The sequence below is a fragment of the Chryseolinea soli genome, from assembly GCF_003589925.1.
Taxonomy (GTDB): domain Bacteria; phylum Bacteroidota; class Bacteroidia; order Cytophagales; family Cyclobacteriaceae; genus Chryseolinea; species Chryseolinea soli.
The window spans coordinates 1,970,707-1,988,916 of the sequence record NZ_CP032382.1 but is presented as its reverse complement, the minus strand read 5'-3'; the positions used below and the strand labels follow the sequence as shown (position 1 = coordinate 1,988,916).

At 48.7% G+C, this 18,210-nt stretch carries 12 protein-coding genes; 1 reads left to right on the top strand and 11 read right to left on the bottom strand.

Translation table 11 applies throughout. The features are described from left to right. Nucleotides 1-53: 53 nt before the first annotated feature. From D4L85_RS08590 to D4L85_RS08550, 9 genes are all read right to left on the bottom strand, one after another. Nucleotides 54-1,829, bottom strand: a complete 1,776-nt coding sequence (locus tag D4L85_RS08590; protein WP_160143612.1) for a tetratricopeptide repeat protein — start codon at nt 1,827-1,829, stop codon at nt 54-56. A gap of 384 nt (nt 1,830-2,213) precedes the next feature. After that, nucleotides 2,214-3,953 (bottom strand): Ig-like domain-containing protein, encoded by a 1,740-nt coding sequence (locus D4L85_RS08585; RefSeq protein WP_119753933.1) that lies wholly within the window; start codon nt 3,951-3,953, stop codon nt 2,214-2,216. Next, complete coding sequence (locus D4L85_RS08580; RefSeq protein WP_119753932.1) at nt 3,950-4,840, bottom strand: methyltransferase domain-containing protein; 891 nt, start codon at nt 4,838-4,840, stop codon at nt 3,950-3,952. The genes D4L85_RS08585 and D4L85_RS08580 overlap by 4 nt, the downstream gene beginning before the upstream one ends. After that, complete coding sequence (gene mnmG, locus D4L85_RS08575) at nt 4,837-6,699, bottom strand: tRNA uridine-5-carboxymethylaminomethyl(34) synthesis enzyme MnmG (protein ID WP_119753931.1); 1,863 nt, start codon at nt 6,697-6,699, stop codon at nt 4,837-4,839. Before mnmG ends, D4L85_RS08580 begins: the two co-directional genes overlap by 4 nt. Nucleotides 6,700-6,831: 132 nt before the next feature. Beyond that, nucleotides 6,832-7,254, bottom strand: a complete 423-nt coding sequence (gene ybeY, locus D4L85_RS08570; RefSeq protein WP_119753930.1) for an rRNA maturation RNase YbeY — start codon at nt 7,252-7,254, stop codon at nt 6,832-6,834. Further along, a complete protein-coding gene (locus tag D4L85_RS08565) occupies nt 7,255-7,659 on the bottom strand; it encodes an ATP-binding protein (RefSeq protein ID WP_119753929.1) in 405 nt (134 codons plus the stop codon). Between the two features lie 47 nt (nt 7,660-7,706). Next, nucleotides 7,707-11,192 (bottom strand): DUF4175 family protein, encoded by a 3,486-nt coding sequence (locus D4L85_RS08560; protein WP_228450823.1) that lies wholly within the window; start codon nt 11,190-11,192, stop codon nt 7,707-7,709. Between the two features lie 110 nt (nt 11,193-11,302). Continuing rightward, nucleotides 11,303-11,689, bottom strand: coding sequence for a hypothetical protein (locus D4L85_RS08555; RefSeq protein WP_119753928.1), 387 nt, complete (start codon nt 11,687-11,689; stop codon nt 11,303-11,305). Beyond that, complete coding sequence (locus D4L85_RS08550) at nt 11,682-12,023, bottom strand: carboxymuconolactone decarboxylase family protein (RefSeq protein ID WP_119753927.1); 342 nt, start codon at nt 12,021-12,023, stop codon at nt 11,682-11,684. The genes D4L85_RS08555 and D4L85_RS08550 overlap by 8 nt, the downstream gene beginning before the upstream one ends. A gap of 66 nt (nt 12,024-12,089) precedes the next feature. Here D4L85_RS08550 and D4L85_RS08545 point away from each other — a divergent pair, with 66 nt between their 5' ends. Beyond that, nucleotides 12,090-12,788, top strand: coding sequence for a ComF family protein (locus D4L85_RS08545; RefSeq protein WP_228450822.1), 699 nt, complete (start codon nt 12,090-12,092; stop codon nt 12,786-12,788). A 50-nt stretch (nt 12,789-12,838) separates the two neighbouring features. Here the strand turns inward: D4L85_RS08545 and gldJ are convergent, their stop codons facing one another. Together gldJ and mfd are read right to left on the bottom strand one after the other, a co-directional pair. Next, nucleotides 12,839-14,071: a gliding motility lipoprotein GldJ gene (gene gldJ / locus D4L85_RS08540; RefSeq protein WP_119753926.1), complete on the bottom strand. Its 1,233-nt coding sequence runs from the start codon at nt 14,069-14,071 to the stop codon at nt 12,839-12,841. Between the two features lie 469 nt (nt 14,072-14,540). Continuing rightward, the gene (gene mfd / locus D4L85_RS08530) at nt 14,541-17,915 is read right to left on the bottom strand and encodes a transcription-repair coupling factor (protein ID WP_119758708.1); all 3,375 of its coding nucleotides are present in this window, start codon (nt 17,913-17,915) and stop codon (nt 14,541-14,543) included. Nucleotides 17,916-18,210: the final 295 nt, after the last annotated feature.

Below are 18,210 nucleotides of genomic sequence, written 5' to 3'. Positions count from 1 at the left end.
AAAAGGCGTCGAATAAAAAAGCCCGATGTGACGACCGGGCTTTTAAAATTTTTTTAGAATTGAGCTGGCTGTTCCTGCCCATTAAAATCTCCGCGAAGCTGGCGGAATCTCTTGCGGGCCTCTGCGGCAAAAACGCTGCCCGGATATTTCGAAAGAAAGTCGCGATAGATCTCCATGGCTTTATCCTTATTTTTTAGCTGGCGCTCATAGATCTCCCCCTGGAGAAAATAAGCGTCGTCCGCCAGGATGTCGTCACCATAATCGTCGATGATTTTTTGAAGGAGGGCAATTGATTTTTCAAATTCACCCCGCTGCATCCGGATATTGGCCTCCAGAAAATAGACGTCGTCCAGAATGGTCTGGTTCGAAAAAGAAACGCCCGTGCCCGAAGTTCCCTGTTTCAGGAATTCTATTTTTTTCAATGCCTCGTCGGTCTTGTTTTGATAAAGCAGCAATTCCACCGACGCATATTGCTTCAAGGCTTCCCCGGTTGAATCGATCGCCACATTTTCTTTGATCCGCATGCTCAGATCCAACGCGTCGTTGGCAATTTCGCGGGTGGTGGCTTGCTTCAAAATGTCGAGATGTTCCTGCGCCAGCCTGAAGTCGCCTTTGTAATATGAAAGTTTCGCGTTTTTCAGTTTTGCTTCGTAGCCGACGGGATTCTCTTTCTGCGTTTTTTCCACTTGCGAATAGAGCAAGGACGATTCCCACGGTTCGCCCTTCAACATATAAATATCGCCCAGGTCCAGCTTGGCTTTCGATTTCAAATAGAGCGTGGCCTTCGGGTTGGCTATCAACTTGTCGAGGATGTGGACGGCCGAATCTTTTTGATCCAGGTAGCTCGCGAACAACATGGCTTCGCTCTTGGAAGCTTCCAGCGAATTCACATTGTCGGGATATTGTTTTATAAAACTTTTGTAATCCGAGATCAGGATCTTCACCGAATCCATTTTCACGGGATAAGTATTTTTTACCCGGGCCTCACGGGTGCGGATCAGTCCGAGACGCGCCAATAAATAATTTTGAGATCCCTGGTACTCCCGGATCAGGTAGCGATAGATTTTTAAGGCTGTGTCATAATCTTCATTGTCCAGGGCAACACGGGCCACTTCCATACATTTTTCGCCGTCGCGTTTATAGCGCTTGTCATATGCCCGGGCCTGGATAAAGGATGCGTAAAAATTTTTCTGCTGCATCGTCACCCAGATCAGCAAGTCGGCATAAACTTCCACATCGGGATATTGTTGCACTTTGTCGTAGAGCAACCTTTCCAGACTTTCGAGCTCCTCCGGTTTGGTGAGCAGAGCCTGCATCACATTTTTCACATATTGAATGTTGCCGGAGTTTTGAGTGACATAGTTCAGGTATTCCTGCACCATTTTGTCCTGGTTTCCTTTTATGCGATAGAGCATCGCCAACTCCAGACAGAACAGCGATGGGTTGCCCAACGATTCGCGGCTTTCTGTGAGTGAGAGTATTCCATAGTCGTTCAGCGAATGCGACATAAAATAATCCGACATCATTTTTATCCGCTGCACATTAGTCTTGCTTTCCCCGATCAGCTCCCGGAAATATTTATCTGCCCGGGCCATGTCTCCGGCCTTCACATAGGTGAGCCCCACGTCGAGCCGGTATTGAATGTTGAGGGGGTCGCGCTTCGATATTTTTTTTAAGAAACTCTGCGCCTCATCAAAATTGCCCAGATCCAGCAACACGTTTAAATAATTGTTATAAATAAACGGCGTGTTCAAATCGTTCTTGGCCAGGTCGCGATAAAGCTCCAGCGCCTTTTTCTTATCGCCTTTTAATAAATATTCATTCGCCAACTGGATGTCATCCTGGTTCTGTGCGTAAACCGGAAAAGCAGAAAAAAGCAGAAAAAAAGTTATCCCGATGAGGGAGTACCTTACTATTCTTATATAAGATATATATATATAAATACTATTAGGCATGTTCAAATGTGTATAACCTTTGCGCAGTTTCAGATGTGGAAGTTATGTAGAATTTAAATATACATTAATCTTTTCTTTATCAGTGGTTTAGGAGGTTGTCAACAATGTTTGAGGGTGTGTATAGATGGTGTGTGGATCACTCTGTATGTAAACGCGTGTGGGTAAGTGTTAGCTTATACACACACAGAATTTCTCTTTGCCCGGATTGGGGTATTTATCGATTTTACCCCCAAGTTGCTGTCCTCGATCCACAAGTTGTCAATAGCTTATCAACAACGGACCCAGCTCCCAATTTGCTTTGAGGTTTACTGATTGTGACTTCTTTTCGTTTTTGTAGAACACGATCGGCTCCGGTTCCTGGTGTAGTTGGAAATTTCCTGGGCTCCATTTGCCATCGCCGTTCTTGTCGATGATGAGCCTGATCGTATAGTCGCCCGGGTCAAGGTCTTCGAAGGAAGTTTTTGCCGTGTTTGTTCTTGACGCGACGAGTTTGAAATCTTTGGTCAGAAGCTGGATGACAAAGTTTTTTTCTTCCGTTTTCACTTCAATGAAAATGATTCCCGTCTCTTCAAAGGTCGATGGCTTTAGCGTTTCACGAGTTGCAGCGGAGCTATCCAGTTCGACACTTATGAATGTGCCTTTCGCGATGATGAATTGGTTCTGGACCGGCTTGGGTTGGGGTGCGGGTTTTTTTGGTCCCTGGGCCGGGGCAGCAGCAATGGCTGGTTTGGGTGGTTGTTGTGGCGCTTCTTTCTTTTTGGGCGGCTCGGTGGAAGGGTCCGGCTTTTTCGGGATGAGTGTCTTGTCGAAAGTCTTCTCGATGAGCAGGGTATTGTGAGCGCTGTCTATCTTGATATCCTCGGCAAGAATGGGCACTACTTTGGCGGAGTCGATCTGGTAGTAGATGCTGTCGAAGTTTATCGCGGCAACAGGTTTATTGAAAGTGATGCTCCCCTTCAGAAGTCCTTTTGTTCCGATTACTTTGAATTGGGAGCTTGTTGCCTTGAAGGGGTCCTTCTTCACTTCGCGGTTACTGAATTTGACGTATATCGTGGTGTCGATGGAATTGTTCACGCTATCGTACGCGTTGAACCGTACCGCCAGGCTGTCCTTGTCTTCGATGGTGTTGTAAACGCGAATGTTGCTTTGGTCCTCTGCAAACCCAGAGAGCAGAATTTCGCCCTCAGTTGGGATAATGCGATAGTGGTCGAGGTTTTTAGAGGTTTTGATATTGAAATAGGTATTGTAAGGCCTTGAATTTGTGAGCTTTAGCGACCGGGTGTCTAATTTAATGACGGGTATGTCCTCCTTTTTGATGTTTTCGGTAAGTGTGATCTTTTGAGCAATGAATCCGTAAGTCTCTGATTTACTGTCGACTACGAGATTTTTGTTCTTGTCTTCCATGGCGTATAGATAATAATCGCCGGGTTTTAGATTCTCGATTATGTATTCGCCCTTTTCATTGGTCTTGGTGAGGTAGACCGGTTTATGTTTAAAGATGTTGAAGGTGTCTGACTGAAAAAGCGCAACCGTGGCATCCTTGCTTTCTTTTCCTTTGAGGGGATCGTAGATGTAGCCGTCGATAGATAACGAGTCTATATAGTCGCCGGTACTAAAGGCGAGCTTCAGATTTTTGGCTGGATTTTTTTCCGTGAGATCCTGCACACTTTCGCGGAAATTGAGGGAGTAGGTAGTGCTGTCCTGGAGGTAATTTTTGAACGTTACTACGACCGTATTTTTCTTGGCAGTTGCCTCGAAGTCTTTGCCAACCGACGGAATGATGATGATTTGCTCTTTCGGATTGTTGACCTGAATTGCCTCATTAAATGTAAGTTCTACACTTTTTCCCCGGAATTTGATTTGCCCTTGTTTGGGAAGGCTATTGGTCATCACTGGGGCCAACGTGTCTTTCGGTCCACCCGTGGGAGTAGTTTGCCGGGCGCACGCCAGAAAGAACAATGGATAGATCAGCCAATGAAGTTGTTTTCGGAGATTCATTTTCTCACAATATAAATAAGGCTCGAATAGTTTTTGTTTTTCCGGGCGTTCAGGTTCGACCGAAGCCCGTTGACGGCTGCGATTATCATGCCAGGCACCCCAGCCTTACCGTTGGCTTTATATTTTTCGCTCAGCAAGCTAATGTAGTAGGCGTCAAGTTTCATGGGCACGATGGCGTCAAGTTTAAGGTGGTTGTTCGCCAACAAGGTCTTCATGGTTTCTTGGGTGAAATGCCAGAGATGCCGGGGAACATCATAGCCAGCCCAATATTGTCCATAGTGACTTCCGTCCCAGGCAGCATGATTGGGAACTGCGATTAGCAGAGTGCCGTTCGGGCTGAGCTTGTTTTTTAATTGCTGAAGCGTATTGTTCAGATCCTCGATGTGCTCAAGCACGTGCCATAAGGTGATGGTATTGAATTCCTTTGTTTCCACATCCTTCAACGACGCAGCGATTTTTTTGTGAGTCTGATCACTTGCCAACTGCCTGGCCTTTTCCGAAGGCTCGACGCCAGTTACGGCCCAGCCATTTTCTTTGCAGGCTTTCAGGAAGTCGCCGGTGCCACAGCCGTAGTCGAGAATTGTTTTGTCTAGGTTCCCGGTGTATTTCCGGATCAGATCCAGCTTCCATTTCAATGTGAAGCTTCTGGCCACGACATAGATCTTGTCGATCAGGCCTGTCGCCTTTTTTGAGTGAGAGATGTAATCGTCGGAAAGGTAATAGTCTCCCAACCGCTCAGGATCGGGAATGGGATTGGTGAAGACAAACCCACAGTTGTCGCATTTGACCAGGTCAAATGTTTCCCGTGAAACGGTGTAGTCTTTAGCGGTAATAAATTTTTGGAACGAGATACTTTGGCAGACGGGGCAGCGCTTCAATTCTTTCATTTACCCATATAGATTGTAAGTACAGAAACGTCGGCCGGAGAGACGCCGCTAATGCGCGATGCCTGCCCAACGGTTTCGGGTTTTATTCGCTTTAATTTCTCGCGGGCTTCCGATGACAAGGCTTTCACACGGTCATAATCGAAGTCGGTTCGGATCTTGAAGTTCTCAAGGTTGCCAAGCTTTTGTACCAGTTGTTCCTCCCGCTCGATATAACTATCGTATTTGATATTGATCTCGGCCTGCTCTTGTACTTCAATGGAGTATTTATTCAGAAGCTTTTCGAGATCGGCATTTATGCTTTTCAAGGAGGCAACGTCGATTTGTGGCCGTTTAAGCAGATGGCTTGCGGCGACTTTTTCCCGAATGGCCGAGGTTTGGAGTCCTTCCAATCCTTCGTTTATCATATCGGGCTCGAGCTTTGTCTTGTTGAGCTCATTAGTGAGAGCTTCCACGTCTCGTTTCTTGGCCAGAACCTTGTCGTTTCGTTCGTCGCTGGCAAGTCCAATGGAATGGCCAAGCTCCGTTAGCCGGATGTCGGCATTGTCCTGGCGGAGAAGGATACGATACTCAGCCCGGGATGTAAACATCCGATAGGGCTCCTGTGTACCCTTGCTAACAAGGTCATCTATCAATACGCCGATATAGGCATCGGATCGTTTCAATATGAAGGGGTCTTTTCCATGAACTTTCTGGTGAGCATTGATGCCTGCCATGAGCCCTTGACAGGCTGCCTCTTCATAGCCGGTGGTGCCGTTGATCTGTCCCGCGAAGTACAGGTTTTGAATCAGTTGGGTCTCCAGGCTCAGACTTAGCTGGGTGGGCGGAAAGAAATCGTATTCAATAGCATATCCTGGCCGGAACATCTTTGCCTTTTCAAAACCAGGGATGCGGGTAAGCGCTTTGTATTGGACATCTTCGGGTAGGGACGTGGAAAAGCCATTCACATAGATCTCCACCGTGTTCCATCCCTCAGGCTCAACGAAGATCTGATGACGGTCCCTTTCAGCGAACCGGTTTATCTTATCCTCAATGGAAGGACAATACCGGGGCCCCAAACCTTTGATTCGGCCCTGAAACATTGGCGATTTCTCAAACCCTTTTTGAAGTTCCTTGTGGACAGTGTCGTTGGTATAGGTGATCCAGCAACTGATTTGTTTTTGAAGGGGCTGAGTGTCGGAATAGGAGAACTTTCCGGGCGCTGCGTCCCCAGGCTGTTCTTCCATCTTGGAATAGTCGAGGCTTCTGCCGTCTACACGGGGAGGCGTGCCTGTTTTCATTCTTCCCGCTTCAAATCCCAGGGTAATGAGTTGTTCGGTCAATCCTGTGGCCGATTTTTCGGCTGTACGGCCTCCTCCGAAGTTCTTTTCCCCGATATGGATCTTTCCATTCAGGAAAGTGCCATTTGTGAGGACAACAGCCTTAGCCCGGATGTCCAGTCCAAGGGCAGTCTTCACTCCTACTGCTTTGCCGTTCTCCACCAGGATCTCTTTGACCATTTCCTGCCAGAAATCAAGATTCGGGGTTCGCTCCAGGGCCAGTCTCCACTCTTCGGAGAATCTCATCCGGTCGTTCTGAGTTCTGGGGCTCCACATAGCGGGACCCTTCGATCGATTCAGCATTCTGAACTGGATCATGGACTTATCGGACACAATCCCAGACATTCCCCCCAAGGCATCTATTTCTCTCACGATTTGACCCTTGGCCACCCCGCCCATAGCGGGGTTGCACGACATCTGGGCGATCGTATTCATATTCATGGTCACCAGTAGAGTCTTCGACCCCATACTGGCCGCGGCTGCTGCCGCTTCGCAGCCCGCATGGCCTGCCCCCACCACAATTACATCGTATTCCTGAAACATATGCGTGTTTTTAAAAAGGTTTCACGTGGAACCCGATACTTACCCACAAAATCCATCAACAATTCCACAATTTGTTTCACGTGGAACGCTACTTCACAAGCAATAAGGGCAAGATTAGGTTCCACGTGGAACTTACTTCCGCAAAGATAGATAAGCATCCTCTTTTTTGCGCATGGTGGCTTTCTTCTCGGTTCCCTTGTCGGAATAGCCAACCAAGTGAAGTACCCCATGAATAAGGACCCGGTGGAGCTCGTGATCAAATGTGGTCTTAAACTTTTGAGCGTTTTCTTGTACCCGGTCAATACTGATAAAGATGTCGCCGGAGATCTGACCTTTCACCTCACTGGTGTCGAAGGTCACGATATCGGTAAAGGTGTGGTGGTTGAGATACTGGATATTGATCTCGCGAAGGTGGTTGTCTGAGCAAAAGATAAAATTCAGCTCACCGAGCGTTCTCTTCTCTTTTGCTATTGCAGACTTGATCCAGGTTGATGTCTTCCGCGGATGCGGAATTTGGAATGTGACGTCCTCCTCAAAGAAACGGATGGACGACATTTAGGAATTCATGTAAAAGCTTAGCTCAACGATGCGGCCGTTTTCCTTGAAGTTCACTTCGTCAGAAAGGTGCTTCATCAAGAAGATGCCGCGGCCACCCAGTTTCTCCAGATTTTCAGGAGCGGTGGGATCGGGTAAGTTGGCATAGTCAAATCCAGTGCCTTCGTCCTTTATGATAAATTTCAACATCGTGTCGTCCAGGAAAAGGCTCAGAAATACGTTCTTCGATTTGTCGTTAGCATTTCCGTGTTTGATGGCGTTGTTCACGGCTTCGGTCACAGCGATCATAATGTTGCCGTACATATCGTCGTCCAGGTGAAATTTCTCCTTCGCATTGTCAATAAAACTCTCAATCATTCTAATGTTCTCTCCGATAGACGGAACCTGGATGTTAATCGTGTTCATGCTGAGTTTTGTACGTTTCTCTTTACTATTTGTTTGGCATTAGGGGTTTATTGCTCACCCACTCTTTTAAAATACTCGCTCACTTCTTTCTTATAATAAGGGTAAAGCTTAGGTGGCACTGTTTTAAGCAATTCTACTTCTTTTTCCTTTAGACGCAAATAATCTTCAAAGGCCTTGGGTATTTCTTTTTCGTAGTCCTTGGCCGTTTCGCCCTTGCGCTCTTCGTCCATGTCCTGTTCGCGCGCCGACTTCTCGGTCTCCAGCAATCGCGTCACGATTTCCTGCTGGCGCTTGATCAACTGTTCCGAGAGCTGCTTGTTCACTAGGTCCATTTCCGATTGCTCCATCTTGCCCTGCAGATCGCCACCCGGCATTTTTCCGTCCTTCATCTTTTCCTGCATTTCCTGGAGTGCCTTGCGGATGCGCTCTTGCTCTGCTGCCATTTCAGCTAATTCCTCAGAGAGCTGCCGCCCCTGCTTTCCGCTTCCCTTCAGCTCTTGAATTTTCTGATTCAATTGTTGCTGCATCTGACTGAGGCTCTGTTTCTGTCCTTTCTTTTTCGACTTGCCCATCGACGGCTTTGCGTTTTGCATCATTTGGGTCATCATGTCGAAATGATCATCGAGCATAAGCGCCAGGTTGTTGATGGACGTCATCGTCATCTGCATTTCGCTGGCGGCCTGTGGCCGGCGGCGCTCACGGTTGGCTTCAATCACTTTATCGAGATGCTCGTTCAGGTCCCCGACTTCTTTCGTGACAATGGAATTCATATAGGGATCGCGCTTTCCAAGAGCTAACAAACTGTCTTCCAACACTTTAGCATCATCCTTGAGCTTCAATTGCTTTTGCGCAATGGTGTTGAAGTTGGGGTCGTTCTGATTCAGCTCGCTAAATCCTTTCATCAAACCCTCTTCATCGAACGAAAGTTTTACCAAGCCGTGGATGATCTGCCGGAGTGCCTCCAGGTTTTGCATGTCCATTTCTATGGCCATCCCCTCTTGCGCACCTTCCATCTGCTGTTGCATCTTCTGCATTTTTTGAACGGCTTTTTGTTGTGAGCTCTTCGACTTCGAAGGGCTGTCCTGCTCGAGTTGGTCTTTGCTTTCTTCCTGATCTTGCTCTACTTCCTCCGAAGATTTTTCGGACGGCAGGTCGTCGTCCTTTTGCAGTTCGTTGCCCAGTTTCTTTAGCTCCTCTATTTGCTCGGCTGTTTTCTGGAAATCCTGTTTCAGCTTGTCCTGCTCTTTGGCCAGCTCCTGGCTTTCGCTGCTTTGGCCGCCGTCGTTCTTTTGATCCTGATTCTTGCTGTCTTGGTTCTTGCTGTCTTGGTTTTTACCGTCCTTGTCCTTGCCGTCCTGATCTTTTCCGTCCTGGTTTTTATTGTCCTGATTCTTGGAGTCCTGGTTTTTGGCCTCTTTATTTTTGTCCTTTTTGTTATCGGACTTTTGATCTTTGTTGGCTTTGGCTTCGGTATTTTTTTCAAGTGCCTCGGTTTTCTCCAGTAAGGCCTTTTGCTCTTCCACGGATTTCTTCAGATCCTGGGCGGCCTGGTCGAGCTTGAATTCGTATTGCAGTTGCTTGAATAATTCCAATGTCCGCTCCAGCTCTTTCTCCAGGTTGTTGGTGTTCTGGTTCAGCTTGTCCAGGATCTTCTGGATTTGCGACACATCTTTGTTTTCCTGCAAAAGTTTTTGAAGTTCTTCGAACAGCTTCTTGGTTTCGTCGTCCAGCAGTTCGTTCATCAGCTTTTGGATCTGCTCGGCCTTTTCTTTGATCCGCTCGTCTTGTTTGGTGAAGGCTTCTTTTTTCTGCTCCAGCAGTTTGTTCTGTTCCTTCAGTTCTTCCACCAGCTTGTCGAGACCCTGCTTTTGGTCCACGATGTCTTCCAGCATTTTCTTGTCTTGCCAGTCGAGGCTTTGTTTGCCTTTCAGCTTTTGGTTGGCCTCTTGTACTTTTTCATGAAGCTTGTTGGCTTTGCCGGCGCTCTGGTCGATCTTCTGTTGTGTTTTATTTTGTGAGCTTTTGATCTCGGCCACCAGGTTGTCTTCCGAAGGAACCATGAAGGTGTAGCGCGCGGTCTTGGTCGACTTTCTTCCGTTCACCCCGTCGTTATCCCAAACCTCGAGGTAATACTCCAACTGGTTGCCGGGCTTCAGATCGAGGGAGTCCAGCCGCCAGGGATGGAAGAAGCTTTGTTGTAACTGATTTTTAGCTATCGGAATGTTGGACGTTTCGCTGAGAATCTCTTTTTGATTTTCATTTCTGATCTTGAAATGAAGTGCCAATTGGCTTACGCCGTAGTCGTCGCCGACAAGTCCGCTCAGCACCACCATTTTATAGAGCACCGAGTCTTTGAAATTGTTGACCTGGATTTTGGGAAACTCGTCTTTGATCACATCCACATGATAGGCGATGCGTTCCTTATTTTTCGTTTTGTTGTTTTTCAGGATGATCTCATACTGATCGGGATTCCTGAATTCTTTTCCGTAGCTAAACAGATCGCCGCCGGACTCCTGCATGTCGAACGGTGTTTTCTCGGAAGAAAAAAGAATACTGGCTTGCTGTGCGTCGCGGGTTGCCAGGTTCCACCTCACCACCGTGCCTTCGGGCACTTCCAGATTTCCTGCGTTGTTGAGCCGTTCATTCTTCCGTTGCAGGTAGCGCGGGTACTGGAGGTCGACACTAAAGTTCGAAAGTTCCGGCCGGCTTGAAACCGTTACGTGATAGACGTCCGAGAAAAATCCGGCCGCCTCAAATTGAAGATCGAATGCTTCCTGAACATTTTCAAAGGCATAGGAATATTGGTCCGCCGACAGATGCTCCAGCTTCAGCCGTTGGTTTCCCGAAAGCAGGTAGACACTTTCCGGCAACGCCTCCCCTTGCAGTTGCACGTTCAGCGTCAGCTTTTCATTGTGAAATGCCGTGAGGGATTCGGGATCGACTAAAAATTTGAAGGGAGCCTGTGGAGAATAGTGGCGGGTGAAGTGGACGATCCGTTCGGTGCTTTGCGTGAGGATGCTCCGGTTGATGGCGATGATACCGACGATGACCAACAAGGGCACAATGAGGTATTTGACATACTGCTTGTTTTGCTGCAGATCGATAAAGCTATCGAACGAAACCGACTCAAATTCCCTGGACTTCTGTTCGACGCTGGCGTAGGCCAAGGCAGAATCTTTTTGCGTAGCCGAGAGTTGGATGAGGTTGAGCAACCCGTCCTTCACAGTGGGTGTGTGTTTTCCGATCACCTGGGCACTTTGTTCCTCGGAAAGACCCTGCTTGGCAAACCACCATCTCAACGGATCTTTCAAAAACCGGTAAAGGCAAAAAACAACCACGGCAAAAAAAGCCAGGAATATCGAGAAGCGTGCTACGGGCCCAAGCCAGAGATTGTACTCCAGCAAAACGGCAATAAGAAAATACGAGATGAGAATCGACAAGGTGAGAATAGCACCCCGCACAAAAATGTTGAGGTAGTACTTTTTCTTGAATGACCCTATCTTTTCATGAATGCGCTCCACTCCTGCTCCCATAACCAATAGTATTTATATGATCAAAAACGCAACAATATCATTCAAAGTTGAAACACTCCTAAGATAGTGGCTTTCTCCGCGTTTCACAAAACCACGGACAGGATTGCGTCTCAGGCGTCCGGTGACTGGGGCGGTTTTTCGAATGACCATTCAAATTCCTTTTCGAAATATTCGAGGACCTGCAGCTTGAGCAATTTCTCCTGTTCCAGCAGGTCGAAGTGCGGAAGCTTTTTCACCATTTTCCAATGGGGCCATCCATCCTGATCCAATCCCTCCAATTCATAATAGCCCGCCAGGCTCAACACCTTGCAAATACCAATATGCATGAGGTCCTGTTTTTCCTCCTTGCTAAAAAACCGCTTTCCTTTTCCCAGCTCTTGAACGCCGATGAGAAAGAGCACGCCATTGAGGTCTTTGGGTTTTTTGCCCATGAGCGATTCCAGGCTCGCGGTGAGGGCGGCCCAGCTTCGTTCCAAGTCGAGGTCGCGCTTAAACATGGTTCAACTCTTCCCAGTATTCAAACGCCCGGCGCAGGTGTGGTATTACAATGGTTCCCCCAATCAGGGTGGCAATTCCCATGGCTTCATTCACCTGGTCGGTGGTGAGCCCGACCTCCTTGCTTTTGCCCAGGTGATATTTCACACAGTCGTCGCATCGCAGCACCAGCGAGCAGGTGAGCCCGATCAATTCCTTGGATTTGAGGTCGAGGTGTCCTTCGGTGTATGCGTTGGTGTCGAGGTTGAATATACGTTTGATGATGAGGCTGTCGGAGTCCATGATCTTTTCGTTCATTTTGCTCCGGTAGCCATTGAAATCTTCCACTAATCCCATATAGAAAAAACTTTGATTTTGAATTAACTTAGAAACACTGTTAGCGGCAAATATAATCCCTAAACCATGAATTCAAGATTCACGGAGATCCTGCTTGATTTTGTCTATCTCTTTTTCCCGCGCTATTGCCTCGGGTGCAACGACGCCCTGGTGAAAGGCGAAGAAACGATCTGCACCAACTGTATGCTGGAGATGGCCAAAACGGACGATTACCTATACCAGGAGAATGCTCTATATAAAAGGCTTTCGCTGCAAATGCCCCTGGCGCGGGCGATGGCCCTGTTTAAATTCAGCAAGAACGGCCGGGTTCAGCAGGTGCTCCACCAATTGAAATACAAAAATCACCCCGAGATCGGCGTCGTGCTGGGGAGAGTGTACGGCGAGCGAATGATCGCCGGCGGTCTTGGCCAGGCGTTCGACCTTATCCTGCCGGTGCCGCTGCACCCGGCCCGTCGAAGAAGACGAGGCTATAACCAAAGTGCCAAGTTTGCCGAGGGCTTGTCCGAGAAATTAGGCATTCCGTTTTCCGACAGCACGCTGGAGCGCGGAATAAAAACGGAGACACAAACCCGTAAAAGCAAATTGGATCGGCTGGAAAATATGAAAGGTGTCTTCCAGGTAAATCGTCGCGAAAGCCTCGCCGGCAAACGGATTCTTTTAGTGGACGATGTCGTTACGACGGGCGCCACGTTGGAGGCCTGCGGTCAACTTTTGTTCAAAGAGGGATGCTCGGAGTTGAGCATCGCTTGTATTGCCGAGACATAAAAAAACCCCGGGGGTTAGCCGGGGTTTTATATTTTTTAATCTTGTGAGGCTTAGTAGTTCGAACCGGCACGGATCATGGCGCAACGGAAACCGATGGTTGCCGTGGCAGAATCCTGGTCGAGGTATCTTCTGGTACCAGGCGACATCCAGTAGGCTACATCTTTCCATGAACCGCCTTTGTAAACGCGGGCACGGTCGGTGATGAGCGACGTGAACGATTCAGGGTTCTTTTCGAAATCGCTGTTATAGCCAGAGTTGCTTCCGGAAGCGGGATCGAGGAAACCATCGCGACGGATAGGGTTCAGATCGTCGAAATCCTGGAAGGACATCGGGCGGTAGATATCTTGCACCCACTCGCTTACGTTACCGGCCATGTTGTACAGACCGTAGTCGTTCGGAGGATACTCATATATATATGAAGTGATCAGCGCAGCATCGTTCAGTCTTCCGGCGATACCAGCATAGTCACCGCGGCCGCGTTTGAAGTTGGCCAGCATGAAGCCCATTTGTTTTCCATAAGGGTTACGAACCGCGTGGCCGTCCCAAGGATAAATGCGTTGGTGGGTTTGCAGTTCTTCCAGCCACTGGGTGCCGATGAGGGCTTGGGCTGCGTATTCCCACTCTGCTTCAGTAGGCAGGCGGTAAGCAGGCACCACGATACCAGATTCCAGGGGAATGCGGCCATCGCTTTCTGCATATTCTTCGCCGGCGTCTTCAGCCAGTTTGATGTTTACGGCACGGGTTCTCCAGATAGCATATTTGCTAGCCTGGTTCCAGGTGATCCCCACAACAGGGAAATAGCGGAAGCCGGGGTAGCGGAGATAGTGTTCTACATAAGGATCGTTGAAGGCCAGCTTTCCAACCCATACGGTAGTATCGGGAAGGGCAGCTTGGTAGGCTTCCTGCGAAGAATCTTTCGCGAGGTAGTGCATGTATTCCAACCAGTGCACGTTTGCAATTTCCGTTTCGTCCATATAGAAGGAAGCGACGGAAACTGTTCTTTCAATGTTGTCGCGATACGACATAACATCTTCTTCAAAGGAACCCATTACGGCACGACCACCTTCGATGAACACCATGTTGGGTGCATCGGGTTGGCCTTCGTAAGGATTCACCATGAAACCGCCCTGATCTTCGTCATTGTACGCCAAGCCTGTGGCCGTACTGTTCTGACCTGGGTTCTGGGCATTCGGCTTACCGCCTTTGCCTCCAAAAAGTGAACAGGAGGTCAGGGCAACTGAACCGCCTATTACATACAAAACAACCCTGAGTGAATACCTCATTTGATTTTCGAGTTTAAACAGAATGCTAATTAAATGGATAATCGGATGTTTTCCAAGTTGGTGCAAGTTTATTGATCAACTAGTAATGGAACAGAAACACGCGGAATAAGAACGCTTTGCGCAAGGCGTTATTGTTTCGGGAAAGTTGTCTCCAGATTTGGGAAGCCGAAGTTTAGCTAATGGCGTTTAGTGAACATTTTGAAGGGCCAAAGCGAGTGGCACAGAATTTCTAATAGCTGGGGCAAAGCACACAACGTATGTACACCCTGGAAGATTTTAGAGTAATGCCCTTCGAGAAGAAATGTGATGTGATTACGTTTTCGGGCAACTACCTGTCTCAACGCACGCTTTCTGACTGTAAGGTTTTCTTGTACTTTACAGATGGTTTTTTCATCGAAGTTTTCTATTCTCCCCGCTACCAAAAGGTGCTCATGATCAATGCCTTTGAGAAACCCCTCGGGCTGGAGCCCTATTTGGACAGAATTTCCTTGGCCGACTTGGGGGTTTGAATGGTCATTTGACCCAGGAGGTCGATGGCGGCGTCCACGGTCTTAATGCTTTCAATCACCAGCATCGCTTTTCCGGCACTGTCTTTCATCTTGCATTGCCGCGGATGTTTTTGGACAAAAGCGAGGATGTGCCCAAACACATCGGAGCTGAAATACTTGTCGTTGCCGCTTACGAAGAAAGCGCGCATCTTGTCGCTTTTCAAGCTTAGTTTTTCGAATCCCAACTTCTCCCCTAACCAACGCAGACGCACCGTGTTGACCAGCTCTTCGGTGGCCGGCGGCAACGGCCCGAATCGGTCGCGCACCTCGTCTGAAAATTCTTTCAACTGTTTTTCGTCCTTGATGTTGTCCAACCGTGAATACAACTGGAGCCGTTCGCTAATGTTGTTCACATAGTTGTCGGGGATCAGTATTTCCAGGTCGGTCTCGATCACACAATCCTGGACAATAAGCTTGGCCTTTTCCTCCAATTCTGCCGTGAAGAGATCTTTGAAATCCGTTTCTTTTAATTCCTGGATAGCATCGTCCAGAATCTTGTGATAGGTGTCGAAACCAAGGTCGGTGATGAAACCGCTTTGCTCTCCACCAAGCAAGTTGCCGGCACCGCGGATGTCGAGGTCGCGCATGGCCACTTTGAAGCCATCGCCCAATTCGGAGAATTCTTCCAGGGCCCCAAGCCGCTTGCGCGAATCTGCGGTCAGAAGTGAAGTAGGCGGAGTGAGCAAATAACAAAATGCTTTTTTGTTCGACCGCCCCACGCGGCCGCGCATCTGGTGCAGGTCCGAAAGTCCGAACATGTGGGCGTGGTTGATCATGATGGTGTTGGCATTGGGAATGTCCAATCCCGATTCGATGATGTTCGTCGATACCAGCACGTCATATTCACCGTCAATAAACCGCATCATCACCTTCTCCAATTTGTCGCCCTCCATTTGTCCGTGCGCTATGCCGATACGCGAGTCGGGGACAAGACGGTAGATGACGTTGGCGATGGCTTCGATATCGCTCACGCGGTTGTGCACAAAAAAGACCTGCCCGCCGCGGCGCAATTCGTGGCTGACCGCATCGCGAATGAGGGCTTCATCAAACGTGTGCAACTCGGTGGTTACCGGTTGGCGGTTGGGTGGCGGGGTGGAGATGATGCTGAGATCGCGTGCACCCATCAGGGAGAAGTGCAACGTCCTGGGTATGGGTGTAGCCGTGAGGGTGAGCACGTCCACGTTTACTTTCAGTTCTTTTAACCGGTCCTTTACTTTCACGCCAAATTTTTGTTCTTCGTCAATGACTAAAAGTCCCAGGTCTTTAAACACGATGTCCTTGCTCACGACCCGGTGTGTGCCGATGAGAATGTTGATGTCGCCCGTTTTTACTTCGTCCAGAATCTGTTTGATCTCTTTTTCGGTTTTGAACCGGGAAACGTAATCGATCTTTACCGGGAAAGCGGAAAGACGTTCGCTGAACGTGCGATAGTGTTGCATGGCCAGGATGGTGGTGGGTACCAGCACGGCCACTTGTTTTCCTTCAGTGGCGGCTTTGAATGCAGCGCGCACGGCTACTTCGGTTTTACCAAAACCAACGTCGCCACAAACGAGCCGGTCCATGGGATGAGGCTGCTGCATATCGCGCTTCACATCTTCTGTGGCGCGGGCCTGGTCGGCGGTGTCCTCATACATGAAGGACGATTCCAATTCCGCTTGCAGGAATCCGTCGGGAGGGAATGCATAGCCGGGGGCGGATTTTCGTTTTGCGTAGAGCGAGATCAATTCCTTCGCAATGTCCTTTACGCGTTTCTTCGCCTTGGATTTTTTGTTTTCCCATTCCTGCGAGCCCAGCTTGCTGATAACGGGGGGTGACCCGTCTTTGCCGGAATACTTTGAGATCTTATGAAGGGAGTGAATGCTTACATAAAGCAAATCGTCGTCGCGGAACACCAGGCGAATGGCTTCCTGGTCGTGGCCGTTCACTTCTTTTTTTTCCAGGCCGGCAAATTTGCCGATGCCATAATCGATGTGTGTCACAAAGTCGCCGGGCTGCAGGGTTTGCAGCTCGCGCAGGGTAAGCGCTTTCGATTTTGTGAATTTTTCTTTGCTGCGATAGCGGTGAAAGCGTTCGAAGATCTGGTGATCCGTATAACAAACAATCTTTAGTTGGGCATCGATAAAGCCCTGTCGCATCGCGAAATCGAGCGGTTGAAAACGGAGTTGTGCATTGATCTCCTCGAAGATGCCCTTCAAACGCTCGGTCTGACGGGGCACATCGGCGGTAATGAAATTGCTAAAGCCCTGCACTTGCTGATCGTACAGATCTTTGGCTAGCAATTCGAAATTTTTGTTGAACGACGGCTGTGCCGACGAATGGAAATCGAATCGTTGCGCGTCGCTAAAACGAAAGCGACTGCCGAATTCGATGGCGTGAAAGCTTGCGGCTTTTTCTGCGAAAGCTTCGCCGTTATCAAACAGTTTGTCGGCTGTGGAGATCACCGGCGTGCCGCTTGATTTTTTGATGTTTTGGAAAGACTGCTCTGCTTTTTCAAAACTCTTCTGGATCACATCGCGGGTGAGTTGCACATCCTTGTACCAAAGGCGAGTGGCCGGCGAGATGAATTCCAAAAAGGACTGGCGCTCTTCCTGCATCAGCTTGGACTGGACGTTGGGAATGATGTTCACTTTTTCCAACGTATCCACCGAGAGCTGCGAGCCCGGGTCGAAGGTGCGGATGCTATCTACTTCGGGGCCGAAGAGTTCGATGCGATAAGGCAACTCATAGGCAAACGAAAAGATATCGATGATGCCCCCGCGTATGGCAAACTGCCCGGCTTCGTAAACAAAGTCCGTTTTTTCGAAATCGTAGTTGTGAAGGAATTCTTCCAGGAACGCCAGATCCAGCTTTTCGCCGAGGGTAACGGTGAAGGTATTGGAAGCGAGCGATCGTTTATTGATAACTTTTTCGCTAAGCGCTTCCGGATAGGTGACGATGATCTCGGGCGATGTTTTGTTGGCCAGCTTGTTCAGCACTTCCGCCCGCATGAGGATGTTGGCGTTTTCCGTTTCGTCGTATTCGTAGGGCCGTTTGTAGGACATGGGGAAAATAAGGATTTCCCGTCCCAACAAGTTCTGGAGGTCGTTTTGAAAATAGGCGGCTTCTTCGCGATCGTGGAGAATGACCACGTGGTCGAGGTGGTGGAGCTTGAAGACGGCGGCCATGACCAGGGCGTCCAGGCTTCCGGATAAACCTTTCAGTTGGGTATTCTTGTGATCGGACGCTTTTATCCCTGCGGCTACGGTCTTGATGAAACCATCCGCGGCGTAGATACTTAAGAAATCATTCGCCCTCAATATCGGTGTCTTTACTATCTGCTGCTTGGGGAAAGCGGCAAAGGCCACAAAGATAGGGCTGGGGTCTATGCCGATCCAAAAGGAAGAACGAAAATTCCTTTATTTTTGATCCATGAAATTCTTCCCTCAGATTTTCCTCTTTTGCAGTGTAACGGCGTTCCTTTTCATGGTGATCGGACTTTTCAAACCTTGGGCGATGCTTTGGTGGGAGGGTGTTCAGAACCGGCGCAAGGTGATAAAGTTATACGGCAGTGTGGGGATCGTGAGTTATCTGGTATATTGGCTTTTTATATGG

Bases quoted from the DNA above. Each gene is read 5' to 3' on its own strand.
- ybeY (WP_119753930.1), bottom strand. From the start codon at position 7,254: ATGTCGTCCATCCGTTTCTTTGAGGAGGACGTCACATTCCAAATTCCG.
- D4L85_RS08555 (WP_119753928.1), bottom strand. From the start codon at position 11,689: ATGTTTAAGCGCGACCTCGACTTGGAACGAAGCTGGGCCGCCCTCACC.
- D4L85_RS08560 (WP_228450823.1), bottom strand. From the start codon at position 11,192: ATGGGAGCAGGAGTGGAGCGCATTCATGAAAAGATAGGGTCATTCAAG.
- D4L85_RS08565 (WP_119753929.1), bottom strand. From the start codon at position 7,659: ATGAACACGATTAACATCCAGGTTCCGTCTATCGGAGAGAACATTAGA.
- mnmG (WP_119753931.1), bottom strand. From the start codon at position 6,699: ATGTTTCAGGAATACGATGTAATTGTGGTGGGGGCAGGCCATGCGGGC.
- D4L85_RS08545 (WP_228450822.1), top strand. From the start codon at position 12,090: ATGAATTCAAGATTCACGGAGATCCTGCTTGATTTTGTCTATCTCTTT.
- D4L85_RS08580 (WP_119753932.1), bottom strand. From the start codon at position 4,840: ATGAAAGAATTGAAGCGCTGCCCCGTCTGCCAAAGTATCTCGTTCCAA.
- D4L85_RS08585 (WP_119753933.1), bottom strand. From the start codon at position 3,953: ATGAATCTCCGAAAACAACTTCATTGGCTGATCTATCCATTGTTCTTT.
- gldJ (WP_119753926.1), bottom strand. From the start codon at position 14,071: ATGAGGTATTCACTCAGGGTTGTTTTGTATGTAATAGGCGGTTCAGTT.
- D4L85_RS08550 (WP_119753927.1), bottom strand. From the start codon at position 12,023: ATGGGATTAGTGGAAGATTTCAATGGCTACCGGAGCAAAATGAACGAA.